This window comes from Vreelandella zhaodongensis (assembly GCF_013415115.1).
In the GTDB taxonomy this organism is placed as follows: domain Bacteria; phylum Pseudomonadota; class Gammaproteobacteria; order Pseudomonadales; family Halomonadaceae; genus Vreelandella; species Vreelandella zhaodongensis.
The window spans coordinates 278,366-304,843 of the sequence record NZ_JACCDD010000006.1 but is presented as its reverse complement, the minus strand read 5'-3'; the positions used below and the strand labels follow the sequence as shown (position 1 = coordinate 304,843).

Genomic DNA, 26,478 nt, shown 5'->3' with positions numbered 1-26,478 from the left:
AGGGAGCTAGTGACAGATGAATGACAACAACCTTACGGTAAATGAAGACAAGCTGCGCGGAAGCTTGTCCAGCGTAACGCAATCGCTTGATGAATTGATTGGAGGCAATGTCACACTCTCTGTGCTTGAGTCAGCACTCCAAGGACATGACGACTTGTTAGAGCAGCTGTCGTTGCTTAATGCTTCAGACTCATCTTTGGAAGCCCTATCACATATTGAACGCTTTATCATTGATCAAGCACTGGACATCTACTCCAGTGCTAATTCAGACTCGCAGAAAGATCAAATTATAGAACGCTTCGCTCACCATTTACTCGCCGTAGAAGGCATTGGGCCAGCCACTGCCAAGCACCTTTTTGAAGCGGGCATTGCTTATCCCGATGACTTATTTGATCTCACCACCACAGATATCGAGAACTTATCACTCCCTACGGCCAGTAAAGCACGGATTCTGGCGCTGCATGAGCATCACCACAGCCAGGGCGACTAGGGAAAAGCGCCGTCACACCGCAACCGTGGTATAATCACCGAATGTAATTACGTCATCTCTGTATTTACCCGTCACCACCGAATTCGGCCAACGCATTTTTAATGGCACTGTTCGGCTAAAAATGACCATCGCGGCATCGTGCTTTATCTGGCAAACTTCGCTGCCGCGACGGTGAACCACCCTCGCTTTTTGAACATTACGCTTAGTAACGACGATATCAAACGGAGTTGCTTACTAAGCGATTGCGGAGAACGCATGAGCTTTTCTGAACTTGGTCTGCACGACGATTTACTACGCGCGGTTACCGCGCAGGGCTACACACAGCCTACCCCTATTCAACAAAAGGCGATTCCCGTCGTCCTTGAAGGCCGCGACATGCTTGCGAGTGCACAAACCGGCACTGGCAAAACCGCGGGGTTTACACTACCAATGCTGCAGCGGTTAGCGGATGGCAAACGGCCCGGCAAACGCCAAGTGCGGGCGCTAGTTCTCACCCCTACCCGTGAACTTGCAGCCCAGGTAGGTGAAAGCGTTACCATTTACGGAAAACACCTATCTCTGCGCTCACATATTATTTTTGGCGGCGTTGGTCAACAGCCGCAAGTAGATGCTCTGAAAGCAGGCCTTGACGTGTTAGTAGCAACGCCCGGCAGGCTACTCGACTTGCATCAGCAAGGCCATGTAGACCTTTCTGCCGTCGAAATCCTGGTACTTGATGAAGCTGATCGCATGCTCGACATGGGGTTTATCCATGACATCAAGCGGTTACTGCGTCTCGTTCCTAAGCAGCGTCAGAACCTGTTATTTTCTGCAACGTTCTCTAACGAGATTCAGGTACTGGCTCAGCAGCTACTCAACAACCCAGCATTGATAGAAGTAGCGCCTCGCAACACCACTGCCGAAAAAATCGAACAAACTATTTACCGCGTTGATCGCGATAAGAAGCGTGAACTGCTGGCTCATTTGATTCAGCAACACGGCTGGTTTCAGGTGCTCGTTTTTACCCGTACTAAACATGGTGCCAACCGCCTGGCAGAACAGCTGTCCAAGCAAGACATACCTGCCATGGCGATTCACGGTAATAAAAGCCAAGGTGCCAGAACACGCGCATTAGGCGCTTTTAAAAGTGGTGACTTACAAGTCCTCGTTGCCACGGATATTGCTGCTCGCGGGCTAGATATTAACGAACTCCCCCATGTCGTTAACTTTGACTTGCCTAATGTCGCCGAAGACTACGTACACCGTATCGGGCGGACAGGACGTGCAGGTAGCAATGGAGAAGCGGTTTCTCTGGTTTGTGTCGATGAACATGGCTTATTAAGCGGCATAGAACGGTTGATCAAGCAAAATCTTCCTAAACGCATTGAACCTGGGTTTGAGCCTGACCCCAACGCCAAGCCCGAGCCTATTGAAAACGGTCGCCGCGGCCAACGACAACCACGCGCTAATCGCAAACCAGATGGGCAACCAGCAAACACTGGTGGAGAGCGACGTCGTCGCGCCCGCCGCTAGCGCCGCGCCAAGGAATATGCGAAGGTTAATGATACGTACATTCTGGCGTTAACAGCTGACTTTATTCATGGAGTGATTATGGCGTCATCTCAACTTATTAATGATTACCGCCAGTGGCTTACCTTTCAGCGACAAGAACAGCTTAGCCGCGAGCATCAAGGCATTTCACAACGTTTACACGATGCCAGGGCATCAGCTGGGCAAGTGCTCCAGGCATATCGCAGCATGGCAGAAAAAGCGTCTACCGAAGGTGCCTGTTATCGCACCCTATTTTTGCGTGAGCACAACCAAAACGAAGCGCTACCCTGCGAGGGATGGCTTTTCGTGCGTCGCGTACTCAGTGAAGAGAGCAGTGCACGTGTGCGCGTGACGCTGCTAGAAACATTTACCCTTGAAGATGGCACCATAACGCCAGGTGATAAGCCTCCACGAAAATTGACTCTCGAAATCTACGATAAGCTCGATATCAATAAAGGTATGCGTACCGAGGTACGTGTAGATTGCCTGGATACGCAGCAGGACTATCACTTTATTACGCTGCTTGATGTAGTACGCGGGGACCTTAGACCACACCTTAAGTAAGCCCAATCATGGCTTCTCGTCGCGCACTGACATTCATTGTTCTAATGTTCGTAGTAGGGCTTAACTTACGCCCTGCTATGTCGTCAGTGGCGCCGTTGCTCACACGATTACAAGAAATGGCTGGGTTAAGCCCCGCTGCGGCTGGCATTTTGACCACGCTGCCCGTTCTTTTTCTTGGTTTGTCTGCCCCGCTCGCCCCCCTTCTGGCTAAACAGATAGGTAGCGAGCGCGCTTTGAGCACTGCACTACTATTGCTAACTTGCGGGTTAATCATCAGAGGGCTACCGCTTCCCGGCGTGCTTTTTATTGGCTCAGCCATGGCTGGAAGCGCAATTGGCATCGGTGGCACACTCCTCCCTGCGTTGGTCAAAAGAGAGCTCCCAGAAAGTGCCGATGTGTTAACGGGACTATATACCATGGCGCTATGCTTCGGGGGCGCGCTGGGTGCAGGCCTTAGCGTACCGCTCATGCATTGGCTAGGCAGTTGGCAACTGAGCTTAATGAGCTGGTCGCTACTGGCACTTTTTGCGCTAGCGCTATGGCTCACCAATGCCCCTGGCACCCAAAGCACGCCACAACACCCGCCAATATCCTCGTCACTTTCACAGCTATTGCGAAAACCGCTCACTTGGCATGTCATGTTGTTTATGGGTATTCAGTCATCTATGGCATACATTGTCTTTGGGTGGCTTCCCACGTTACTGGTCTATCGAGGCTATGATGAGGCATCGGCAGGATGGACCATGGCGGTTTCAATCATGTGTCAATTGGGGTCGGCATTAAGCGCACCTTGGCTTGCACGATTAAGCAGTGATCAGCGTCCGGCATTATTATTAGCAATGCTGAGTACCGCACTGGGGCTCTGGATGCTTCTAACTGCCTCTCTCACGTGGAAATGGCCGGGAGCCGTCCTACTTGGCATTGGCCAGGGAGGCAGCTTTAGCCTCGCGTTGAGCTTGCTAGTATTAAGAACGGCTAACTCACGACTTGCGGGGCAGCTTTCAGGCTTAGTTCAAGGGGGTGGCTACACCCTAGCGGCTCTGGGGCCTTTTGGGGTTGGTTTAATGCTTCAAGCGGGTGCGGAAATTGTTCATATAACCTGGCTGCTTATCTTAATGATTGCATTCTGTTGCGGGTTTGCATTGTTAGCGGGTCGTAACCGATGGCTTGATGATCAAAGCGGAGAATTATTAGTACACCGCCTCTGACCACCCACGACCCATGCATACCTATTTAGACACGCTCAATTCAGGAAATAACTATGAGCTCGACTTCATCTCCCTTGGTAAACACCGCCCCCACCCAAGAACGCATTTTAGTGATCTATACGGGCGGCACCATCGGCATGCAACAGCACGTAGAAGGCCTGACACCTGGGGGGAATTTTAGCGAGCGCATGGCAACGGCATTAAGCCAACTGCCTTTGGCGCATCAACATGCCATCCCTGCCTATGATGTCGTTAGCTACACGTCGTTGATTGATTCCAGTGCTGCAACTCCGCTTACCTGGCAACAGTTAGCCAAGGATATTGCCAACCAGCTCACTCTCTACCGGGGGTTCATTGTCGTACATGGCACAGACACATTAAGCTGGACGGCTGCAAGCCTTGCATACCAGTTACAGGGGCTGGATCGCCCAGTCGTATTAACCGGGGCGATGCATCCGCTTGAGACTGCCAACGGTGATGCTCTCGATAACCTGTATGGCGCATTGCGGTTTGCTGCCAGTGCTGAACTACGAGAGGTGGCGATCTTTTTTGCAAATCGCCTGCTGCGTGGGTCACGGGCAATTAAACAGCACAGCGAAGCGCTTGATGCCTTTACCTCGCCAAGCTACCCGCTGATTGGCGAACGCGTGGGTGATGACTTTATCTATTACCCAAGCAGAGGTCTCGCTTATCAACAGCGAGGAGCACCGCGTTTCGAGCTCTCTGACTATCAGTGCGTCGCGAATGGGGAAATTATTAGAATCGTGCTGTGGCCAGGAATATCACTTTGGCAAGTCGCATCACTACTCAACGACTCTCGGGTAAAAGGTGCTCTTTTTCAGCTTTGGGGGTCAGGCAACATACCCAACACCCCAGGTTTGTTGGATATCATCGCTAACGCGAGTGGCGAAGGAAAGCTGCTGGCTGCTATCAGCCAGTGCCCTCAAGGAAGCATCCACTTAGGCGCTTATGCAGCTGGCCATGGCTTAGCTGAGGCGGGATTACTATCAGGAGAGAATATGACGCCTGAGGCTGCATTCACTAAATTGGTCCACCTGCTTGCTCAGCCTCTGTCCATCGACAAGCAACGCGAACGCTTTTTAACACCGTTGGTCGGTGAGCGTTAAGGATAGGTAATAGCCGCTGGCATAGTCGCTCATACACGCTATGTTTAAACATAAGTAAACTAACGCAAAGGAGCATGCCGCATGCAACAGCCTGTACACCATTTTAGTGAACTATTTGAACAGCTTGGTCTGCGTTCAGACGCCGAATCTATAGAACGCTTTATTCAGCGGAACTCTCCGTTACCGACAGAGATGCCGCTTGCAGACGCCCCCTGCTGGAATGAAGGACAAGCTGAATTTCTACGCGAGGCCGTAGAAGAGGATGCAGACTGGGCAGAAGTCGTTGACCACTTAGACGCCTCAATGCATAAAGACGCCTAATCACTCGCCCTCTATTACTGGCGCGCCGCCTCAACGCGGCGCCTATACCAACCACCCACTAACAATAAAATGGTCAACGCTACCAATGGCAAAATCACCTCAACTTGCAAGGCGTTTTCTTCCTCAATCGCTTCGAGTGCGCCGTAGATAGCGCTACTGTACACAGCCCACTTTATCGATAGCCCTATTGCCGCCGCCAATAAATAGCGTTTAAGAGAGATGCGCCCCAACCCTGCTGCAAAGTTAATTACCGAATGGGGGAAACCTGGTAATACACGAAGTGCACACTGCGTTAGAAGATCACTTCTCGCTTTCAGCATATCCATTACCTTCAGCGTTAACCCTTTTGGCTGCCAGCGCCCTCCAGCTCGGGCTGCTAACAGATAAGCACCCCACGCTCCTGCCACACTGCTCAGCGTCAACATTAACGTTGCAATTAAAGGGGGGTAAAAAGGCGCAATCAGCCATAAGCCGATACTGCCCGGCAAACCAATCGCCAGCGTAATGGCCATCGTCACCATCACACCGATTACAACAACGGGATGATGCGACATAGTTGCCGCCCAACGTTTTACGGCCATCAAGTCGGGTGAGTACCATAACCATACATAAGCTAGCATTGCCACTACCGCAAAACCTGCCGCCCAGCGCCAAGAGTGTTTCGAAAAATTATTCATTTAACCGCGCTTCTACCCGTTCAAGAATCTGTCTGCTAACTTTACCCACAAGCGGCCTTGCGGCTCTATTTACGGCTTTCTCCATTAACCGATTACGGATCTCATACTGGAGAGTAAGCGAAACTTCTGTCCCTTCTGGTACAGCTCGGAGCTGGTAACGTCCTTGATTCCTGACGCCATCCAGCGACTCCCACGCTAATACATAAGGGGGACTGATTTCTGTCACCTCAACATCAAACGACCAATCCATACCAACCGCACGCACATGCCAGCGATAACGATTATCACCCAACATATCAATCGACAGGATCAAGTCAGAGTAGTCAGCAAAATCTTCAACTCGATGCAATAGCTCAAACACTCGTTCCGGAGACGCGCTGACGATTACAGAATGTTCTATGGTGGCCATGAGTCAATCTCTAACGGCTGGATGCAATAGCTTAACATGCCAAACCACGCATACACACTGGATCAAACATCCTAGCAATCGTGGCAATCGCTGGTCAGAAAAGCTCACATTGCGTAAACTGCCGCCCTTCCGGACCGGACCCCGGAACCTAGCTTAGCACCATGCTAAAAGCAATTAACAAATTCTCCGACCAATGAGTACTTATCATGTCGCTATCCCTTTCCGATGACGCGAACGCGTCAACCATCGTTGTTATTTACTCCGGCGGTATGGACTCTTATACCGTCCTTCACCGTGCCATTAGAGAAGGGCACAACATTCACGCCCTCTCCTTTGATTATGGCCAGCGCCACTCACGCGAACTAGACGTCGCAACGGCGGTCTGTCAGAGGCTGGGCATTCCTCATCAGGTCGTCGATATTCGCGCCATTCACGGCCTTATCGACAACTCAGCGTTAACCAACCCAACCATAGCCATGCCTGAGGGTGACTACAGCGCCGACAACCTACATGCGACTGTCGTGCCCAATCGCAACATGATTCTGCTATCATTAGCGATTGCTAAAGCAGTAAACGTTGGGGCTGAACGAGTCGATTATGGTGCTCACGGCGGCGATCATATTCTCTACCCTGATTGTCGTCCGGAATTTGTTCAGGCAATGAACCATGTTGCAGGCATCGCCAACTTTGAGCCTGTGACACTTCATGCACCCTATTTACAAGCCAGCAAAGCCCAAATCCTACGTGACGGATTAGCCATGGGGCTAGACTATCGGCAAACATGGACTTGCTACGCAGGACGCGAGCTTGCCTGCGGGAAATGTGGCAGCTGCCGTGAGCGTCTAGCGGCGTTTGCCGCCAACAATACCGTTGACCCACTTGCCTATGAAACAGACTCCCAGCAGGTGGCTCGCTGATGTATCACGTCAAAGAAGCCTTTTACACCCTGCAAGGCGAAGGCGCTCAGGCAGGCCGAGCAAGCGTATTTTGCCGTTTTAGCGGCTGCAATCTCTGGTCGGGTCGTGAGGACGATCGTGCTAGTGCGCAATGCACCTTTTGTGACACTGACTTTATCGGTACAGACGGCATAAATGGCGGACGCTTTGCCACACCAAAAGCACTGGCAAATCATATTAATTCCCTTTGGCCTATCCATGCCGGACGGGCCACTCCCTATGTTGTGTTCACCGGTGGCGAGCCCTTGCTACAGCTAGACGCCTCCTTGATCGCGACGCTGCACAGTTATGGCTTTGAAGTTGCCGTTGAAACGAATGGCACCTTGGCACCGCCGCCAGGAATCGACTGGCTATGCGTCAGCCCCAAAGGTGCTAATCCATTAGCAGTGACTCAGGGTGATGAACTAAAGCTGGTTTTCCCCCAATCCACAGCACCGCCATCGAATTTCGCTGATTTAGACTTTAACCATTTCTTTTTACAGCCCATGGATCATGGTGTACCGAATCAAAATATTGAGACGACCCAGGCAACCACTGCCTATTGCATGGCTCACCCACAATGGCGTTTATCACTTCAAACGCACAAAATTGCAGGATTTGAGTAATGGCGTTATTTGTTAACCACCTAAGTCATATCGATGTGACATTATGGTGCCCTACCAACGGATTAGTAGGCTGCAGCTGGCAGGTAGATGCGGAGTTAGATGGCGAATTAGGCGAAGACGGTATGTTGTTCGATTTTGGGGAGGTTAAACCATGGATCAAGCGCACACTGGATAGCGGCCTTGACCACACACTGCTCATACCTATCAACGCCCCCGGCATTGACGTTAAAGAGTGCGACGAGGGGCTTTGCATCACCACAACAACCCCTTTCGCGATGGAAGTGCGCGGCCCAGCGCAAGCCTTTAGCCTATTTCCCTGGGATGCTATCACTCTGGAGCAAGTCACCGACTATCTTAGCTCTCAGTTAACCGAACAGCGGCCAGAGAACGTACACCGCGTGACCTTAACGCTCAGTGACGAACACATTGATGGTGCTGCTTATGGTTATACTCACGGGCTAAAACGGCACTTAGGCAATTGCCAGCGAATTGCCCACGGACATCGCTCGCGCCTGTATGTGTGGCAACATCAAGTACGTCAGCCTGCGCTTGAACAACGCTGGGCGGAATGGCTCAACAACCGATATCTGCTTGAGGCTGACGATATTCATAGCCAAACGGATGATCAGTTAATTTGTCGTTATCAGTCGGCACAGGGGACATTTTGTATGACGCTGCCGGCAGAGCGTTGCTGCGTACTGCCAAAGCCAACAACGGTAGAAAACATCGCTTTGTGGCTTGCTAAGAGCATTGCTGAGCATAGCGGCCATAACACGACGGTTCAGGCCTTTGAGGGAATTGATAAAGGCGCAACGGCGACAGCATCGCCATGAGTCGCCAAATAATTGCAAAAGATACCGCAGCCTGCCGAGCAGGCTGCGGTGCTTGCTGCATCGCCCCCTCAATTAGCTCTTACATACCTGGGATGCCCAATGGCAAACCAGCAGGGGTTCGGTGCGTGCAGCTAGACGATGGCAATTTATGCAGGCTTTTTGGTGACCCAAGCCGCCCTGCCGTTTGCGAACGCTTCAACTTCGACACAGAAATTTGTGGCGAGCATCGTGATCAGGCACTCGCCACACTTGGTTGGCTGGAGTCAACGACCGCCTAACCTCAGGTTTCGTTTTCCATGCTTACCATGTGAGGTAGGCGCCTATCAAGCAAACTAACCCAGCGTACCAGCACAGGGGCATCACTGTGACTCACCTCACTTAATAAGCAGCGAAACGCCTCTTTCGCATGCAAGTCATCTGGTGCGATACGGGTCAGCCATAACTCTAGCGCAGCAAGCTCTTGGTGACGGTTTCCATGCTCTCGGGCTTGGTTAATTGCCATTTCAGCCAATGCTCTTACTTCGTTCGCTGGGTGGCCAAGTAAGTCTCGTACTCTAGCCAGCTGCGTCGCCAACTCCGGCAAAAATAGTGTTGTACGTTCACGAGCAATAACGAGGCACTGGTCGAGATAATCTTCCGCCGCTTTCAGCTCACCAAGCTCAATGCACGCGTCCGAATACCATAACACCGGACGTTGATAGCGATCTCGTCCATTCAGTTCAGCCATTTGATCCAGGCTATCGCGCATTTGCACCAGACCACCATGATCACCTGCAAGCGCTCGCTGCCAGCCTAGAACCCCTTGAGCGGAAATTTGCCACAACTGCAAATCAGGCGTGCCGGTCATTGCCGCCGCCCGTTCAGCGTGTCTTGCCGCCAAATGCACATGCCCCAGCTGGCGGTATAGCGCCGTGGCAAACATCAACGCCATGGCAAGCGTCCCTGGATGGCCAATCTTTTCCGCTAACCGAATTGCTGAAGACACGTGCCGCTCTGCACGTTGGTAGTCGCCACGCAAACACAGTGCCCACCCTTGGAAACAGGCAGCCGTTACTTGCGGATGATCAGAGAACGGCAGCCACTCGATCATCATTGGCGCATTGAGAGGATCAATTTCATCTAAGTGATCATGCGCCTGCTGAATCCGTCCTGCCCAATACTCACAGTGAGCACGCGCGTAGTCAGCAAGCCGTTTGTAACGCGGATCGTCTAAGCGTCCGGCAATATCTGCAAGTGTTGAGGCTAATGCAAACGCATCTGCATGGGCATAGCGCTGGCTTCGCCCTACCCACAGCCCCCATTTAACCAAGAAGACTTGTTCCAAATCTTCAGGGTCATCAAGCGTATCGCAGCCAGATTGGCGCAGCAGCTCTCTGGCGCGCACAAAACTCTCATGGGCAGTGGGAGAGCCGTGTCCTTCGAGGGCAAATGCAGCCTGCCCTCTGACGGTTAGTAGACTGACTTCTCGTTCAACTTGATGGTCAACATGACGCAGGCTAGCAAGGCCAAAATCGGCCATTCGCAGTGCCGTGCGATTAGCACTGACCTTTAGTGCTTCACGGGCAGCCAGCTCAAAGTAACGGGCTCCCCTTGCGTAGTGGCCACTTCGACGCAAGTGGGTAGCGAAGTCGCCGGGATGTCGACTAATCCATACAGGGAAACGCTCTTCAATTAACGTAACCACCTGTTGATGCAGCTTAACTCGCACGTCCCTTGGGCATGAGAGGTAGGCCGCCTCTTGAAGCAATTGGTGGCTAAATTGATACTCTTGCTCACCGCCTTCTTTATCAATCGGCTCAATAATCTCTAACAGCCGCATATGCTCGATGGCCTGCGTAAGCCGCGGTTTTTCCCAACCACTGCTCTCCAGCAGGAAATCAAGGCGAAAACGTTTGCCTAGTACCGCCGCCACGTGGGCAATTTCACGATCCCCTTCAAGCTGGTCAATACGACTGGCCAGCAGCCCCAGCAACCCTTTCGGCAATTCATCAAACTGGACACTGCGACCTTCCCGGCGATCCATATCCAGGCGTCGGCAAATTTCTTGCATGTAGAGAGGAACACCGTCGCAACGCTCAATGATCTGGTTGCGAAGCCGCGGGCTGAGGTGAATGCGGTAACGGCGAGATAGCTGTGAGAGCAAACGCGAAGACTGCAACGCATCAAGCTTCCCTAGGCTAATTTGCTGATCCCAATGAAGTTTAACAGGCAGCGGCTCCCGACCATGATGACTCGCCACCAGCATAAAGGCTGTATTGATAGGCAAACGCGCTTGTAGCCCTCCCAGCACTTTAAAAGAAGGCTCGTCTAGCCACTGCAGATCATCAATCATCAGTACAAGCGTTTTAGCACTTGCTTGATGATCAATTAAGCGATGCAGCAAGCGCACCACTAGCTCCACAGCCTCACCATTCTGCGTTAGCTGAGCGACTTCTTGCACATCACGCACGCCTAATGCTTCTTCCAACAGTTGCTGACGCTCATCATCCAAAGGCTCAGATGAGAGCGTCTCTTGCAGCTGGCGAACTGTATCGCAGGTTGGCGTCGCCTCTAGGTACCACGCAAGCAATGTCCGCGCGACACCATACGGCTCTAAAACGGATAAACGGGTAGTGGGCTGCCAGCAAATGGCCGCGTCGCGACTCAGCTCTAACTGGCGAAACCCTACCATCAGCGCTGACTTACCCATACCCGACGCGCCGCGAACCAAGACACTTTGACGTAAACCGATACCAGCCCTGGCGAGGGCATCACGTAGGGTGCGCAATGAGGTTTCGCGACCTACCAGACTTGGCGGCAAGGCGTCCCGACCGCCTTCATTTAGCCCCAGCACAAGCGCCCTTAATCGAACACGCCCGTCGCTTGCTACCAAGCGGGACACTAGACGAGGCTGCAAATCAAGGGCAGGCGGCATATGCTGGCTGGCTTCTTGAGAAATCACCAGCTCACTACCCTCAGCCGCACTCATCAGTTCCAGCGATGTCTGTGTGACCTGGCCAAGCGGATCCGCTAACTGACGCTCAGGAAGATAAACCACTCTGCCACTATTAAGGCCCGCGGCGAGCTCGAACTTAGGCGGAGCCCCCTCTCCCGTCCAGTGCCGTTGTGACTCTTGAGGCAACGCTTGGCGACAGTGTTCATAAAGCGCAACCAACTCTGCCAATTGATGAGCAGGGCCATGGGTGCCAAAACAGGCCAACCCTAACCCCCCCGTTGCGCCAGGCAGCCAAAAACCACCTAAGTGATGACACTGTTGCTCCAGCCAGCGGAGAAGCTCTAGTTGAAGCGCCAAACAATTTCGTGTTGCAGCACGATCTTGCCAGTCACCTTGCAATCTCAGCCGAATCGCCATCACAGATAGTTGGCGTAACTCAATCTCATCTTCCCGCAGGGGTTTACTATCTGCCGCTAACACACGAGAAAATGCACCTTGCGGGCTCATCGCCCGTGGGTCGTGGTGACCATCTGACCAGTAATTAGCCAGTTGAAGAAAGCTTGGTTCCGGCTGCTGGCCAGAAAGGGCTAATAGCTGTAAATAGCTATTGTATTGCTCATGAGCCGCTGCCATTTGGTTCTGCTCGGCCAACTGACGAACCAACCGCTCATGAAACGGCCCATAGCCTGAGAAACGGCTGACAAGGCCTTCCAGTATAGTGTCGGGCACATCGGTGTGAGCATCCAGCACCTGTTCAGCAAAGCGAATAACGCGCTGACGCCACTCATTGCGCACCTGAACCAGCCAGCGTTGGAATTCGCTGCAATTCGCAAGCTGAAGCTCTTCGATTAAATCGCCCTGATAACAGGACATAATGGCTTCAAGGTTGGCTAAGTCGCGCGGCCCCTCTAATAACTGCTGCAACTCATGCAAATCTACCCGCCAGTTAGGCGGCAACTGAAAGGCGATTGTCTGACGGGATACGTTTAGTACCTGTTCCGCATTATCCCCCATGGACTGGCGAAGACAGTGCAGCGCATGACGCAAATTCGTCCTGCCCGATGACAGCCCCTGATCTGGCCACAGCAACTCTGCGAGTGAGGCTCGGTTTACCGGCTGGCGGTGCAAAAGCAAATACACCAGCAGGGCTTTCACTTTGTCGTAACTGAAGTGCGTCAGCACATCTTCCCCTTGTGTTAAGGAGAAATGGCCAAAAAGGGTCAGTTGGTCTGTCTCACGAGCATCGGGCATGATACACATCCTGCCTTGACTAACGGCGGCTTAAGCCGGCACGCCGCTATGAAAACGAAAAGCCGTATCTGGCGAAGTAATCAGCTCCGCTTCACGCGCCACAAAGAAGGCGATTCTGTCATCAATCGACTTCACTGTTTGCTGTCTTGCAAGCAGCAGATAGTCCTCAAAGTGACGACCTTCGGACTTCACTAAGGTACGGTAAAATTTGGCAAGCTCCTCATCTAGATAGGGTATTAATCGCGCAAATCGTTCACAGCTGCGTGCCTCTATGAGCGCACCGATAATCAATACATCGATTAATCGCTCAGGATCATTACTACGCATATGCTTGCGAAGCCCTTCGGCATAGCGCGAGGCAGTAAGATGCAGGTAGGACACGCCTCGTTTTTCCATCAACCCCACTACCTGTTCAAAGTGCAGCAGCTCTTCTCTTGCGAGCTGCGACATTTTGCTCAGTAATAGCGGCTGGTCAACGTAACGATAGAGCAAGCTCATCGCTGTGGATGCTGCCTTTTTTTCACACTGGGCGTGATCGATAAGAAGCGTCTCAGGATTCGCTAATGCCCATTGCAGCCATGCATCAGGCGTTGGGCAAGCAAGAAACTGATGAATACTTTCCGGAAGCAAATCATCTGCTTGCAGCGAATGACTTGCGTACTGCAAAACGTTTAATTGTATTAACATAACACCATGACCAAGCACTTATCTCACTATTGTACAACATATAAACGCCTTTGGCGCTTGTTCCCTATCATTGCCGCAAACCATATAAAGCCATACCTACCCTTTTGTATAGCACATTACTAATATAAAGATACGCTTATATTGAAGCTCCACACTTCAATACATACGCCTGCAAGCCTAGCTGCCGCACTAGCAAAAGATACGACTCTATCAGTGAACAGTATGGTAACGCGGCATCATCATAATCACACCTACACTCACTCGTTATTACACCTGTTTGGTAAAAATCTTCCAATTTTTGTGCCTATTAAGAAAAAAATGCGTTTTCGAGAAACTCTAAACCATGACCTCAACATAAAGTACAACGCCCACTGGGGCTTGTCGTCTTAACATTGTCGACAGTTTCCCGTAGAATCCAGCTCATCCACCAGACGCTGTTTGTCAAGCGTATGTCACGTGTACGGGCACATACTCAATACCGTGTGGGTATGCGTTCGCCACCATTAAGAAGATGAGAGGGCCCCAACGTGCTTGAAGCTTACCGCCAACATGTCGAGGAACGCGCTGCAGAGGGCGTACCGCCCAAACCCCTAAACGCCGAGCAAGTCGCTGCTGTGATCGAGCTGCTGAAAACCCCGCCGGCGGGTGAAGAGGAGTTTGTTCTTGACCTGATCACCAACCGAGTTCCCCCTGGCGTTGACGAAGCCGCTTATGTGAAGGCAGGTTTCTTGACTGCTATTGCTAAAGGGGAAGCCTCCTCTCCGCTGATTGATAAAATTCACGCTGTTAAGCTGCTCGGTACCATGCAAGGCGGTTACAACATCGTCTCTATGGTAGAGCTGCTGGATAACGAAGAACTTGCCCGCGAAGCAGGCGAGCAACTTAAACATACCCTGCTGATGTTCGACGCCTTCCATGATGTTGAAGAGCGCGCGAAAAAAGGCAATGCCGTCGCTAAAGACGTTATTCAATCCTGGGCAGACGCAGAGTGGTTCCTTTCCAAGCCTGCGCTAGAAGAAAAAATCACCCTGACGGTCTTCAAGGTTCCGGGTGAAACTAACACTGATGACCTTTCTCCTGCGCCTGACGCCTGGTCGCGCCCAGATATCCCGCTACATGCTAATGCCATGCTCAAAAATGAGCGCGAAGGGATTGAGCCAGAAGTACCCGGCACGACGGGCCCGCTGAAACAAATTGAAGACGTTAAAGCGAAAGGCTTCCCAGTTGCCTACGTGGGCGATGTAGTAGGTACCGGCTCTTCACGCAAGTCTGCCACGAACTCTGTACTGTGGTTCTTCGGCGATGACATGCCCTACGTACCCAACAAGCGTGCGGGCGGCTTCTGCTTTGGCAGCAAAATTGCTCCAATCTTCTTTAACACGATGGAAGATTCGGGCGCGCTGCCTATTGAAATGGACGTAGCCAACTTAGCAATGGGCGACGTGATCGACGTCTACCCGTATGAAGGCAAAGTATGTAAGCACGGTACCGATGAAGTGCTCTCCACCTTCGAGCTGAAAACCCAGCTGATTCTGGATGAGGTACGCGCAGGTGGCCGTATTCCGCTTATCATCGGCCGCGGCCTGACTGGCAAAGCGCGCGAGTCCTTGGGTCTTGAGCAGTCTGACGTTTTCCGCCTGCCTGATCAGCCTGCCGATACTGGCAAAGGCTTTACCCTGGCTCAGAAAATGGTCGGCAAAGCCTGTGGATTAGAAGGCGTTCGTCCTAGCATGTATTGTGAACCGAAGATGACGACTGTCGGTTCTCAGGACACGACTGGCCCGATGACTCGTGACGAGCTGAAAGACCTCGCTTGCCTGGGCTTCCAAGCAGACTTAGTTATGCAGTCTTTCTGCCACACAGCTGCTTACCCGAAGCCTGTTGATGTGGACACGCACCACACGTTGCCAGACTTTATTATGAACCGCGGCGGCGTCTCTCTGCGTCCTGGCGACGGCATCATCCACAGCTGGCTGAACCGTATGCTGCTGCCCGATACGGTCGGCACCGGTGGCGACTCCCACACCCGCTTCCCGCTCGGCATTTCCTTCCCAGCAGGCTCCGGCTTGGTAGCCTTTGCCGCAGCTACTGGCGTTATGCCGCTAGATATGCCGGAATCCGTGCTCGTTCGCTTCAAAGGCAAGCGCCAGCCGGGCGTGACCCTTCGCGACCTAGTCCACGCTATTCCGCTATACGCTATCAAGGAAGGCTTGTTAACCGTCGAGAAATCCGGTAAGAAAAATGCCTTCTCTGGCCGCGTACTAGAAATTGAAGGTCTGGAAGATTTGACCGTCGAGCAAGCCTTCGAGCTTTCCGATGCATCTGCCGAGCGCAGTGCAGCTGGCTGTACGATTACGCTTTCTGAAGAGAGCGTTGCTGAGTACTTGAAATCCAACATCACACTGCTGAAGTGGATGATTGCTAACGGTTACGGCGACGAGCGTACTATCAGCCGCCGTATCGAAGGCATGGAAGCATGGCTGGCAAACCCAAGCCTGATGCGTGCTGATAAAGACGCTGAATATGCCGAAGTCATTGAAATCGATCTCAGCGAAATCAAAGAGCCGGTTCTATGTGCTCCGAATGACCCTGATGACGCTCGTTTGCTGTCTGATGTTGCTGGCGAAAAGATCGATGAAGTGTTTATCGGTTCGTGCATGACCAACATCGGCCACTTCCGTGCGGCGGGTAAATTGCTGGAAAAACAGCCTGCGGGTAGCCTTAAAACACGCCTCTGGCTGGCTCCGCCGACCAAGATGGATCAGCACCAGCTCACACAAGAAGGCTACTACGGCATCTATGGTCGTGCAGGTGCCCGCATGGAAATGCCGGGATGTTCATTGTGTATGGGTAACCAGGCGCGCGTTGCGGCAAAAAGTACCGTTGTGTCTACGTCTACACGTAACTTCCCTAACCGCTTAGGCGATGGTGCTAATGTTTACCTCGCTTCAGCGGAACTTGCAGCCGTTGCTGCCGTGGAAGGTCGACTGCCAACGGTAGAAGAATACCAGCGCTACATGGGTGAGTTTGACGCCCTTGCTGGTGAGATCTATCGTTACATGAACTTCCACGAAATCGAGGAGTATCAGAAAATCGCCTCGAACGTGATTCCGGTTGCTCAAGAAGCTTAACGTTCTTGCAGCACCGACCCATCGCCGATGCTCGCACCATCACAGAGGGGGGTAAAAATCGCCCTCCTTTGAGTCGATGACCGAACGCCCCACCCTGCTTGCAGGCTGGGGCGTTTTTACAAGGTAACTAAGTTAACTAGCATCATATGGCTGCAATGATTTCATCAGGAGTATTTCAATGACAACCTCGCGACCTGTTGTTACCCCAGACTTATGTGACGCTAACCCTGGGGTGGCTGTTTTAGAGCCAATGTTTGCCAATTATGGTGGTGTCGATGACTTCCATGGCCCCATTCGCACGGTTAAGTGTTTCGAAGACAACTCGTTGGTGAAGCAAGCCGTAGCTGAAGACGGTAATGGCGCCGTGCTGGTCGTCGATGCTGGTGGATCATATCGCTGTGCAATGCTGGGAGATATGCTCGCCGAACAAGCCGTTAAAAACGGCTGGGCTGGTATTGTGATATATGGCTGCGTGCGAGACGTAGATATTCTCGCCACGCTACCACTAGGCGTTCAGGCGCTTGGCAGCCATCCAAGAAAAAGCGACAAACGCGGCGAAGGACAGCGTGACATTCCAGTCACCATCGCTGGCACCACGCTAGAGGTTGGTCAATGGCTCTACGCGGATAACAACGGCATTATTATCGCCAATGAAGCGCTTGAGCTTCCTTAAAAGGCCTGTGCTTGCCAGGCGCGGCGGTTAGTGCGACCCTGGTAGGCACACCCTGACCTATGTTTGCCCATGCAGCCGTTGAATCAATTAGGTTACGCCCTACTTCGTACCCTTCGAGATCATCTTCGCCCTCTTGTTGCCTACCACCTGCTTTTCACATTGTTAGCGTCCGCACTGCTAGTGCCAATGATCGCCTGGGTGTCTCGGACATTGCTGGCACAGTTAAACCGTACGGTAGTCACCAATGACGCATTAATTGCGTTGCTGTTTAGCCCGCTAGGCTTAGGGGTGATGCTGGTGAGCCTTGGATTTACCTTCCTGCTCATCTATTGGCAACAGGCAGGCATGCTGCTGGTCGCCGTTAGACCCAAAGATAATCACTACCAGCTAGCCTTCGAAGCACTCTGGCTTAGCACACTTCGCCTGCCCGCACTCGCTTGGCTAGTGGTTCTTCAAGTTGGTTCTCACTTACTGCTCTTAGCACCATTTATGATGGGGCTGTCATGGCTATATGATGTATGGCTAAGCGGACTGGATCCTTACTATTTGCAGCGGGTCCGCCCTACCGCTCTTTGGTACTTCATCGCATGTGCGCTGCCGCTGGTGTTACTCTGGATAAGTTTGGCTGCATGGCTTTATTTACGCTGGCTATTAGCACTTCCGCTCGTTGCGCTCGATAACTGCAGCCCTTATCAAGCACTCAAACACAGCGTTCGTTTGACCAAGGGGTGGCACCGCTCCATTGGCGTAGCCGTCCTGGCACTACTGTTGGTTATCATTAGCCTACCTATCATGGCGACATGGCTCTTCGACAGCATTGTGACCCCCCTCTTATGGTGGCTGCCCGAACACAATGCTGTTTTGATTCCAGCGATGCTTGCCTATTTAACTGGCTACGTATTAGTGACACTCACCATTACGTTTTTGGGGATTGCTACCAACGCCCTACTCTCTGCTTGCCTATACCTGCAACTTGCTCACCGGGAAACACGCCCTCTACCTCGCTCAAACGATGCACACCCAGGCCGACTTGCATGGGCTATTGAGTTGAGCGTACTACTGCTTGCAGGGCTACAAGCCTGGTGGATACTCAACAGCTTTGAAATCCGCGAAAACGTAAAGGTTATTGCTCATCGAGGCAGTTCCATGGTCGCTCCAGAGAACACACTAGCCGCCACCAAGCAGGCAATAAGGGATGGCGCCGATGCCGTTGAGTTAGATGTTCGCCTTAGCGCTGATGGTCACGTAATGCTTTATCATGACCGCAGCTTGGCGCGCCTGACCGGTGACCGGCGTGAGTTTGGCGACTTAACTCGAGAGGAATTAAGCGAATTTGATGTGGGTAGTTGGTTTGGAGACGCGTTCCAAAACGAGAGAATTGCAGGCTTAGATGATGCCTTGAAAACAGTGCGTGGGCGCGCTTCCTTAATGATTGATATGAAACCATTGCCAGGAGAAGAGCAAACATTAGCTAATGCAGTGCTGGCTGTATTGGCTGCGGAAACAGATAGCCGTTATCGCTGTTGGGCAACTCAGAGCAATCCCTTACAAGCTAACGCACACTGCGGCTTTCCCAATACACTGCTGGAAATGCGCGTTGCTACGATGTCGCCTAGCATCGTCACACACCTAAAACAGCAAGCCCCCGAACTGCGCGTCACGTTACTGGCGCAACTGATTCTTCCTGGCACGTTAGATCGTCGCCAATTTGACGCACTGGGCCTTCGCCATAATCGCATTAACCGTCAGGAAATCACTTTAGCAGCGCTTTATGGCTACGAAATACATGCCTGGACCGTCAACGACCGCGCGCGCATGTCGACACTGATCGACCTCGGCGTTGACGCTATTATCACCGACTATCCAGACCGCCTTAGAGAATTAATCGAAGACCGCCGTACGCTGAGCGACGGCGGCCTAATGCTGGTGAAGTTGCGTAACTGGTTGCGCCAATAATCGCTTTCCTGGACGCGCAACCAGTCATTGTCAACTCAATCGCCCATTACGACGCCTTCACGGCGTGGGTCTGCGCCGCCAAACAGGCTACCGTCTTCCAGACGCATGATGGTCTGTAGACCACTGGTCAGCTCGCGTTCGCTGACCGTATGCCCACGCTCTCGGAGAGCCTCAATGATGTCGTCGGGGAAGCGCCCTTCTTCAACAAACACATCCCCCCCGAGGGTAATCGCATGCGGTAAGTTTAACGCCTCCTGAGCATCTAATCCCCAATCGCGCATCGCCTGTAGCGTGCGGGCAGTGTAGTGAATAATGGCTGCGCCACCGGGAGAGCCTAGGCTAGCTACTAACTCACCACTCTCCTGATCAAATACCAAGGTGGGACTCATACTTGAACGAGGGCGCTTGCCAGGCTCAACTCGGTTGGCCACCAATTCGCCGTCAATTTCGGGAACAAACGAGAAATCCGTTAACTCGTTATTTAGCAAATAGCCGCCAGCCAATCCTGTTCCACCATCGGCTAACATGCGCGAGCCAAAGGCTTGCTCAATGGTCGTGGTCATTGCAATCGCATTGCCATCCGCATCCACAATACTGATGTGGCTTGTGCCGTACTCGGGCTGCTCGGGTTGACTCGCAAAACTAACAGAGAGCTCACCAGGATTCCCCGGCTTTGCGCCGCTCCCCATGCTTTCTTCGCCAATTAATGCACTGCGACTCGCTAAGTAGTCAGGGGCCAGCATTAGTTGCCAATCCCCGCCGGGGGCCTCAACAAAGTCCGGGTCACCGATATAGCGACCTCGGTCGGCGAAGGCAAGACGAGAGGCTTCCAAAAATTGATGTAACCAACCGCTACTGGTCACACCGTTATCCAAGGGAGCCTCAAGTAATGGTTGCTGATCCAGGATTCCTAAAATTTGCATCACGGTTAGGTGACCAGATGACGGCGGTGGAAAGCCGCAAACTTCCCACTGCTGCCAAGGCGTACACAATGGTTCACGCTCAAGCGCTTCGTAATCACTCAAGTCATTAAGCGATAATTCACCTGGGCGCACTGGGTGAGACTGCACACGGTCGACAAAATTTTGCGCGATGTCACCCTCATATAACGCGATACTCCCCTCATCGGCAATGCGTTGTAGTATTGCCGCTAATGCTGGGTTTTTGAGCGTTGCCCCTACTTCCAGCGGCTCCCCTTCGGCGTCGTAGTAAAAAACGCTGGCAAGCTCGTCTTCACGCAGCGCTGTCTCGCTGGCTAAGCTAGTATGGAGACGCTGACTCACTGAAAACCCTTGTTCAGCGAGCGTAATGGCAGGCGTAAACAGGTCTTTCCAAGGAAGCTGGCCATGCTCTGCGTGAACCATTTCCAGCATACGCAATGTACCCGGCACACCGACCGATAACCCACTCGCTACGGCATCCATAAAGGCGAGTGGTTCTCCATTTTCTATAAACAACTCACCTGACGCCGCCTGCGGCGCTGTTTCACGTCCATCATAGGCTTGTACATCAGTACCATCGTAGTGCATTAAGAAAGCACCGCCGCCAATACCACTCGATTGCGGTTCGACTAATGTCAGCACCATCTGCACGGCAACCGCAGCATCAATGGCATTTCCGCCTGCTTTTAGTACCTGATACCCTGCGTCAGTCGCCAACGGATTAGCGGCCGCTACTGCAAACGAGGAAGCTGCCCAGCCGGGCTTCTCTTCGAAACCAGACCCCACTTCAGGGGTAACAGAGGGTGCCTCATAGCTAAACCCCCAACTATACAGAGGCACTAGCATCAGACCTGTGAGCGATAAAAACCGTTTTGGCAGCATACTCTTCTCTCCTACGACAGTGACCAGCGCGCATGACCCTCATGGCGCCTCAGTCTTCAATAACGCCATCCAAGAGTAGCCTATAAAATGCACACGCCCGGCACAATGGCCGGGCGAGAATGTAAAACGTACTCAGTTGTGAACGACTAAGCGGTGTTATTCGATGGTTTCACCTGCCAACATGAACCAAGTTTCCAGCACCGCATCTGGGTTCAATGAGACAGAGTCTATTCCCTGCTCCATTAACCACTTGGCAAGATCCGGATGATCGGAAGGGCCTTGGCCGCAGATACCGACATACTTGCCTTGGTCTTTGCATGCTTTGATAGCCATCGCCAACAATTTTTTCACTGCCGGATTTCGCTCATCAAACAGATGCGCAACGATACCCGAGTCACGATCCAGCCCAAGCGTTAGCTGCGTCAGATCGTTGGAGCCAATAGAGAAGCCATCAAAGTACTCTAAAAACTCATCGGCTAGCAGTGCGTTGGCCGGTAGCTCACACATCATGATGACTTTTAAACCGTCTGGATTCGACGCGCCACCGCGTTGCAAACCGTTAGCAGCCAGCAACTCTACTACCTCACGCGCCTCATCGGTTGTGCGAACGAAGGGCACCATGATCTCAACGTTATCAAAGCCCATTTCTTCACGAACCCGCTTAAGCGCGCGACACTCCAACTCAAAACAGGGCCGGAAGGCGTCTGAAATGTAGCGTGAGGCACCACGGAACCCTAGCATGGGGTTCTCCTCACCGGGCTCATAAAGCTTGCCGCCAATAAGGTTCTCATACTCATTCGATTTGAAATCAGAGAGTCTTACGATCACCCGCTGAGGGTGAAAAGCAGCGGCTAGGGTTGAGATGCCTTCGACCAGCTTATCAACATAGAAACTGACAGGATCATCATAACCGGCGGTGCGTAAATCAATGACCTGCTGAAGATCGGCAGGCAGCGTGTCGTAATCCAACAGCGCTTTGGGGTGCACGCCAATCATACGGTTAATGATGAATTCCAACCTGGCAAGACCGACCCCAGCATGGGGTAAGCCAGCAAAGCCGAAAGCACGGTCAGGGTTACCCACATTCATCATAATTTTGAAGGGAATCTCTGGCATCGCATCGACACTTGAAACCTTGCAATCGAATGCCAGGAGACCTTCATATACGTGGCCGGTGTCACCTTCGGCACAGGAAACGGTGACATCAATGCCCTCTTTAAGCTGAGTGGTTGCATCCCCGCAACCTACGACTGCCGGAATACCCAGCTCTCGGGCAATAATGGCCGCATGGCAGGTTCGTCCACCACGGTTAGTCACAATCGCTGATGCACGCTTCATGATCGGCTCCCAGTCTGGGTCGGTCATGTCAGTCACCAGGATGTCACCCTCTTGAACCTTATCCATTTCGTCAGGACTCAGAACAGTCTTGACCGTTCCCCGCCCAATACGCTGGCCAATCGCCCGACCAGTAATCAGAGTGCGCCCCTTCTCACGCAAGTGGAAGCGCTCTAACTTGCCGCCTTCTTGCTGTGAAACAACGGTTTCAGGACGCGCTTGAACGATGTAAAGCTTACCGTCATCACCATCCAGCGCCCATTCGATATCCATTGGCCGCTGGTAGTGGTTTTCAATGGTCATGGCTTGCCGTGCAAGATCCATAATCTGCTCGTCGTTAATACAGAACCGACCACGATCTTTAAGAGGTACATCAACGGTTTCAACCGACTTACCAGCGCTGGCATCTTGCCCGTAGATCATTTTGATCAACTTAGAGCCCAGCGTCCGGCGCAGCACCGCCGGGCGACCTGCCGCCAGCGTGGGCTTATGCACATAAAACTCGTCGGGATTGACAGCCCCTTGAACAACGGTCTCGCCAAGCCCCCAAGAAGCGGTAACGAATACCGCGTCACGGTAACCAGACTCAGTATCCAGAGTAAACATAACCCCAGAAGCACCTGTCTCAGAACGAACCATCTTTTGCACACCCGCCGACAGCGCCACATTTTCATGGGCATAGCCACGGTGTACACGGTAAGAGATCGCGCGGTCGTTAAATAGCGAAGCGAACACTTCATGCACCGCCTGCTTAATATTGTCAAAACCTTCAATATTAAGGAACGTTTCCTGCTGCCCAGCGAACGATGCATCAGGTAGGTCTTCTGCCGTTGCAGAACTACGCACAGCAACCTTCAAACTCGGGTGCTTAACCTGAAGCTGTCCATAGGCATCGCGCAAAGCATCTTCAAAAGCAGGAGGAAGCGGTGTATCAATAATCCACTGCCGAATGGCTTTACCCGCCTCTGCCAGCGCTTTAACATCATCGACATCTAAACGCGCAAGGGTGGCGTTAATACGATCATTTAGCCCTTCGTGAGAAAGAAATTCACGATAAGCATGAGCTGTCGTGGCAAACCCGCCTGGTACCGTGACACCCACACCTGACAAATTCGAGATCATTTCACCAAGCGAAGCGTTTTTACCACCCACGCGTTCGACGTCTGCCATGCCTAGCTGATCGAACCACAGAATGTACTCTTCCACGCAACCCCCTCGCTTTTAGACATCTTTGCGGCCTAATGGGCCGACACTCATTGATCGTGTCACCCTAGCATCGCCGCAGCGTATTCGCCATTGGTCTAACAGCGAACGGAGTGGAGGTTTTTTACAACAAAGTGCCATAAATGGCTTTTTATGTAGTGGGCGTGAAACACACGAAGAATTCATCACCAAATATTGTGCTAATCCACTACCCAACCCACAATAGACACTCTCTTTATTGGCGGATTTGGTTATGAAGCGAACAGCTTTTTTTATTTCTGATGGCACCGGTATTACAGCGGAAAGTCTTGGTCGCAGCCTTTTGGCGCAATTTAGTGACGTTGAGATCGACATGCTGACCAAGCCATACATCGATACGCTAGAAAAGGCTCGGGCACTAGCAGAAATAATTGAATCTACTGCCAACCGAGACGGCCAGCGCCCCATCATTATTGATACGATCGTCGACCAGCAAATTCGCGATGTTATACGGCAAGCATCAGGCTTTAAAGTAGATATCTTTTCCACGTTTTTAGAGCCCCTAGAGCAGGAGCTAGAAACTCACTCTTCTTACAGCGTGGGTAGAACGCACTCCATCGGCAGCGATGACGTCTATATGGATAGGATTCACTCTGTGCATTTCGCATTAGATAATGACGATGGTGCGCGGACCCACCAATACGACAAAGCAGATATTATTCTTGTCGGTGTATCACGCTGCGGTAAAACACCTACCTCACTTTATCTGGCACTTCAGTTTGGCATTCGGGCAGCCAATTACCCGCTGACCGAAGACGACCAGGATGAAGACGGCAGCTTAAAGCTGCCCAAAGTATTGGCGCCTCATCGGCATAAGTTATTTGGCCTTACCATTGATGCCCGAAGACTGGCGGCAATTCGCAACGAGCGACGCCCTAACAGCCGTTACAGCTCAATGGACCAGTGCTTACAAGAAGTCGAACAAGCCGAATCGCTGTATCGCTCGCTGCATATCCCGTATATCGATACAACGCGCTTCTCGGTAGAGGAAATATCCACCCGCATGATTGCGGAAACAGGCTTAACGAGGCGCTTCTCGCCCCGCTAAGTCCAGCAACTACATGCCTCTGGGTGCAAAAATACCAGGGGCATTACGCCAGTAACCTTTGTAGTCCATACCAAAACCAAATACATAGCGGTCTGCCACTTCAAGGCTACAGTAATCGGCCTTCAAACCAGGTACCGCCTTACGGTCGTGTTGCTTATCCACCAATACGGCCGTGGTAACACTTGCCGCCTGCGCCTCTTCACAGTAAGCAAGAATAGCTGCCAGCGTTGACCCTTCGTCCAGAATGTCATCTACGATGACCACATGACGCCCTGCCATAGGAATTTCTGGTGAAACACGCCAAAAAAGCTCGCCACCCCGCAACTCATTGCGGTAGCGCGTGGCGTGCAGATAGTCCACTTCAAGTGGAAATCCAAGCCGAGTTAGCAAGTGCCCCGTGGTAATCAATCCACCATTCATTACGCAGTAAAAGACCGGCAGTTTATCCCCTAAATCTTTAGTAATCGCCTCTGCCATGCGATCCAGTGCACGCTCAACCTGTTCTTGAGAAATTAAGCAGTCGGCGTTATCCATTAGCTCACGCATTGAGTCCAACGACTCAAGCGCTTCTTTATCCAATTTGGACATCGTGTTACTCCGGGAAGGGGTTAACCATTAGATTACTTCAGAAGGGACGTGTTTTAACTTAGCGCTTCTAGCTTGGCGTGGGCACGGCGCCAGCGGCCCAATGCAGTTAACGCATCCACGTCTGGACGAGCGCGTCCATAACGCAATTTAATCGGGCGTTTAGTTTGCAAACCTTGGCATGCCTCAACAATCTCTAATGCAGCAGAGCGGTCGTTACATACCAGCAGCATATCGCAACCTGCCGCCAGTGCAGCGCTCGCGCGTGCCTTTGGGTCACCCGCCTCGTGGGCGCCAGCCATGCTTAAATCGTCGGAAAAAATACAGCCTTTAAAGCCCAACGACTCTCTTAACATTCCCAGCCAATTGGGTGAAAAGCCAGCCGGGCGTGAGTCAAACGCACTGTAAATGACATGAGCGGGCATAACGCCATCAAGTTGGGTTGCGAGCTGGCTAAACGGAACAAGATCACGCTGTTTAATAAGTGCCAGAGGACGGTCATCCACGGGCAGCGCCACATGCGAGTCAGCCGCAACGCCACCATGACCGGGAAAGTGTTTCCCTACCGCTGCCATACCCGCTTCATGTAAACCGTTGATAAAGCTCTGACCCAACAAGGCAACGTGTGACGGGTCGGTGCTGAAGCTGCGGTCACCAATAACACTGGATATTCCACTCTCTACATCCAGCACGGGAGCGAAACTGATATCAAGACCACAGGCAGCCATTTCCATACCTAGCAACCAGCCTGCATCTTTGGCTAGCGCGAGACCTGACGCTGGGTCATCAACAAACTGCTCCCCGATATGCGCCATGGCTGGCATTCGGGTGACGCCTTCTTTAATCCGCTGAACGCGTCCACCTTCTTGATCAATGCCCAGCAACAGCTCGCTACGAACATGGCGAATATCGCTACACAGCTGACGTACTTGGTAAGCGTTTTCAACATTTCTGGCAAATAAGATGACCCCTCCCACGGCAGGGTCCATCAGTAGATGCTTTTCAGCGTTCGTTAATCGCGGACCTTCCAGGTCAAGCATGACCGGGCCTAAGGATTGAGTCATTGTCATGGATCCAGCAAAAGGGGCGTTA

General features: G+C 52.2%; 22 protein-coding genes. 14 read left to right on the top strand and 8 right to left on the bottom strand.

Annotation, left to right across the window (positions count from 1 at the left end):
• Positions 1 to 16 precede the first annotated feature (16 nt).
• The 6 genes from HZS79_RS12595 (at position 17) to HZS79_RS12570 (ending at position 5,240) form a co-directional block, all read left to right on the top strand.
• Positions 17 to 490 (top strand): helix-hairpin-helix domain-containing protein, encoded by a 474-nt coding sequence (locus HZS79_RS12595; protein ID WP_179928056.1) that lies wholly within the window; start codon positions 17 to 19, stop codon positions 488 to 490.
• Positions 491 to 745: 255 nt separating this feature from the next.
• On the top strand, positions 746 to 2,002 hold the full coding sequence (locus tag HZS79_RS12590; RefSeq protein WP_162219586.1) for a DEAD/DEAH box helicase: 1,257 nt from the start codon (positions 746 to 748) through the stop codon (positions 2,000 to 2,002).
• Between the two features lie 78 nt (positions 2,003 to 2,080).
• Positions 2,081 to 2,584: a hypothetical protein gene (locus HZS79_RS12585; RefSeq protein ID WP_162219587.1), complete on the top strand. Its 504-nt coding sequence runs from the start codon at positions 2,081 to 2,083 to the stop codon at positions 2,582 to 2,584.
• 8 nt (positions 2,585 to 2,592) lie between these two features.
• Positions 2,593 to 3,792 (top strand): MFS transporter, encoded by a 1,200-nt coding sequence (locus tag HZS79_RS12580; protein ID WP_162219588.1) that lies wholly within the window; start codon positions 2,593 to 2,595, stop codon positions 3,790 to 3,792.
• A gap of 53 nt (positions 3,793 to 3,845) precedes the next feature.
• A complete protein-coding gene (locus HZS79_RS12575; RefSeq protein WP_179928055.1) occupies positions 3,846 to 4,919 on the top strand; it encodes an asparaginase in 1,074 nt (357 codons plus the stop codon).
• Between the two features lie 81 nt (positions 4,920 to 5,000).
• Positions 5,001 to 5,240, top strand: a complete 240-nt coding sequence (locus HZS79_RS12570; protein ID WP_162219590.1) for a DUF2789 domain-containing protein — start codon at positions 5,001 to 5,003, stop codon at positions 5,238 to 5,240.
• A gap of 14 nt (positions 5,241 to 5,254) precedes the next feature.
• On the opposite strand, the gene HZS79_RS12565 is transcribed toward HZS79_RS12570, so the two are convergent.
• Positions 5,255 to 5,917: a TVP38/TMEM64 family protein gene (locus HZS79_RS12565; RefSeq protein ID WP_162219591.1), complete on the bottom strand. Its 663-nt coding sequence runs from the start codon at positions 5,915 to 5,917 to the stop codon at positions 5,255 to 5,257.
• Positions 5,910 to 6,326, bottom strand: a complete 417-nt coding sequence (locus HZS79_RS12560) for an SRPBCC family protein (RefSeq protein WP_179928054.1) — start codon at positions 6,324 to 6,326, stop codon at positions 5,910 to 5,912. Before HZS79_RS12560 ends, HZS79_RS12565 begins: the two co-directional genes overlap by 8 nt.
• A gap of 206 nt (positions 6,327 to 6,532) precedes the next feature.
• On the opposite strand from HZS79_RS12560, the gene queC reads away from it, so the two are divergent.
• Genes queC through HZS79_RS12540 form a run of 4 tightly spaced genes read left to right on the top strand, consistent with a single transcriptional unit; the run spans position 6,533 to position 8,998 of the window.
• A complete protein-coding gene (queC, locus tag HZS79_RS12555; protein ID WP_179928053.1) occupies positions 6,533 to 7,243 on the top strand; it encodes a 7-cyano-7-deazaguanine synthase QueC in 711 nt (236 codons plus the stop codon).
• Positions 7,243 to 7,887 carry a 7-carboxy-7-deazaguanine synthase gene (queE, locus tag HZS79_RS12550; protein WP_179928052.1) on the top strand — a complete coding sequence of 215 codons (645 nt, stop codon included), beginning with the start codon at positions 7,243 to 7,245 and terminating at the stop codon, positions 7,885 to 7,887. The genes queC and queE overlap by 1 nt, the downstream gene beginning before the upstream one ends.
• Positions 7,887 to 8,720 (top strand): 6-pyruvoyl trahydropterin synthase family protein, encoded by an 834-nt coding sequence (locus HZS79_RS12545; RefSeq protein WP_179928051.1) that lies wholly within the window; start codon positions 7,887 to 7,889, stop codon positions 8,718 to 8,720. The genes queE and HZS79_RS12545 overlap by 1 nt, the downstream gene beginning before the upstream one ends.
• Positions 8,717 to 8,998, top strand: a complete 282-nt coding sequence (locus HZS79_RS12540) for a YkgJ family cysteine cluster protein (RefSeq protein WP_179928050.1) — start codon at positions 8,717 to 8,719, stop codon at positions 8,996 to 8,998. The genes HZS79_RS12545 and HZS79_RS12540 overlap by 4 nt, the downstream gene beginning before the upstream one ends.
• Before the next feature lie 2 nt (positions 8,999 to 9,000).
• On the opposite strand, the gene HZS79_RS12535 is transcribed toward HZS79_RS12540, so the two are convergent.
• Together HZS79_RS12535 and HZS79_RS12530 are read right to left on the bottom strand one after the other, a co-directional pair.
• Positions 9,001 to 12,906, bottom strand: coding sequence for an ATP-binding protein (locus HZS79_RS12535; RefSeq protein ID WP_179928049.1), 3,906 nt, complete (start codon positions 12,904 to 12,906; stop codon positions 9,001 to 9,003).
• 30 nt (positions 12,907 to 12,936) lie between these two features.
• A complete protein-coding gene (locus tag HZS79_RS12530; RefSeq protein WP_179928048.1) occupies positions 12,937 to 13,593 on the bottom strand; it encodes a MiaE family protein in 657 nt (218 codons plus the stop codon).
• 527 nt (positions 13,594 to 14,120) lie between these two features.
• Between HZS79_RS12530 and acnB the strand changes: the two genes are divergently transcribed.
• The 3 genes from acnB to HZS79_RS12515 all read left to right on the top strand — a co-directional run bounded on the left by acnB (position 14,121) and on the right by HZS79_RS12515 (position 19,353).
• The gene (gene acnB / locus HZS79_RS12525; RefSeq protein ID WP_179928047.1) at positions 14,121 to 16,724 is read left to right on the top strand and encodes a bifunctional aconitate hydratase 2/2-methylisocitrate dehydratase; all 2,604 of its coding nucleotides are present in this window, start codon (positions 14,121 to 14,123) and stop codon (positions 16,722 to 16,724) included.
• A gap of 178 nt (positions 16,725 to 16,902) precedes the next feature.
• Positions 16,903 to 17,397, top strand: a complete 495-nt coding sequence (rraA, locus tag HZS79_RS12520) for a ribonuclease E activity regulator RraA (RefSeq protein WP_162219600.1) — start codon at positions 16,903 to 16,905, stop codon at positions 17,395 to 17,397.
• Between the two features lie 69 nt (positions 17,398 to 17,466).
• The gene (locus HZS79_RS12515) at positions 17,467 to 19,353 is read left to right on the top strand and encodes a glycerophosphodiester phosphodiesterase family protein (RefSeq protein ID WP_179928046.1); all 1,887 of its coding nucleotides are present in this window, start codon (positions 17,467 to 17,469) and stop codon (positions 19,351 to 19,353) included.
• 35 nt (positions 19,354 to 19,388) lie between these two features.
• Here the strand turns inward: HZS79_RS12515 and ggt are convergent, their stop codons facing one another.
• Entirely contained in the window at positions 19,389 to 21,176 is a 1,788-nt protein-coding gene (gene ggt / locus HZS79_RS12510) for a gamma-glutamyltransferase (RefSeq protein WP_179928045.1), read from the bottom strand.
• A 156-nt stretch (positions 21,177 to 21,332) separates the two neighbouring features.
• Positions 21,333 to 23,717: a phosphoenolpyruvate synthase gene (ppsA, locus tag HZS79_RS12505; RefSeq protein ID WP_179928044.1), complete on the bottom strand. Its 2,385-nt coding sequence runs from the start codon at positions 23,715 to 23,717 to the stop codon at positions 21,333 to 21,335.
• A 250-nt stretch (positions 23,718 to 23,967) separates the two neighbouring features.
• Between ppsA and ppsR the strand changes: the two genes are divergently transcribed.
• Complete coding sequence (gene ppsR / locus HZS79_RS12500) at positions 23,968 to 24,801, top strand: posphoenolpyruvate synthetase regulatory kinase/phosphorylase PpsR (protein ID WP_162219604.1); 834 nt, start codon at positions 23,968 to 23,970, stop codon at positions 24,799 to 24,801.
• Positions 24,802 to 24,810: 9 nt separating this feature from the next.
• Here ppsR and HZS79_RS12495 read toward each other — a convergent pair whose 3' ends face one another.
• Together HZS79_RS12495 and nagZ are read right to left on the bottom strand one after the other, a co-directional pair.
• Entirely contained in the window at positions 24,811 to 25,389 is a 579-nt protein-coding gene (locus tag HZS79_RS12495) for a hypoxanthine-guanine phosphoribosyltransferase (RefSeq protein WP_162219605.1), read from the bottom strand.
• Positions 25,390 to 25,442: 53 nt separating this feature from the next.
• A complete protein-coding gene (gene nagZ, locus HZS79_RS12490; protein WP_179928043.1) occupies positions 25,443 to 26,450 on the bottom strand; it encodes a beta-N-acetylhexosaminidase in 1,008 nt (335 codons plus the stop codon).
• Between the last annotated feature and the right edge of the window lie 28 nt (positions 26,451 to 26,478).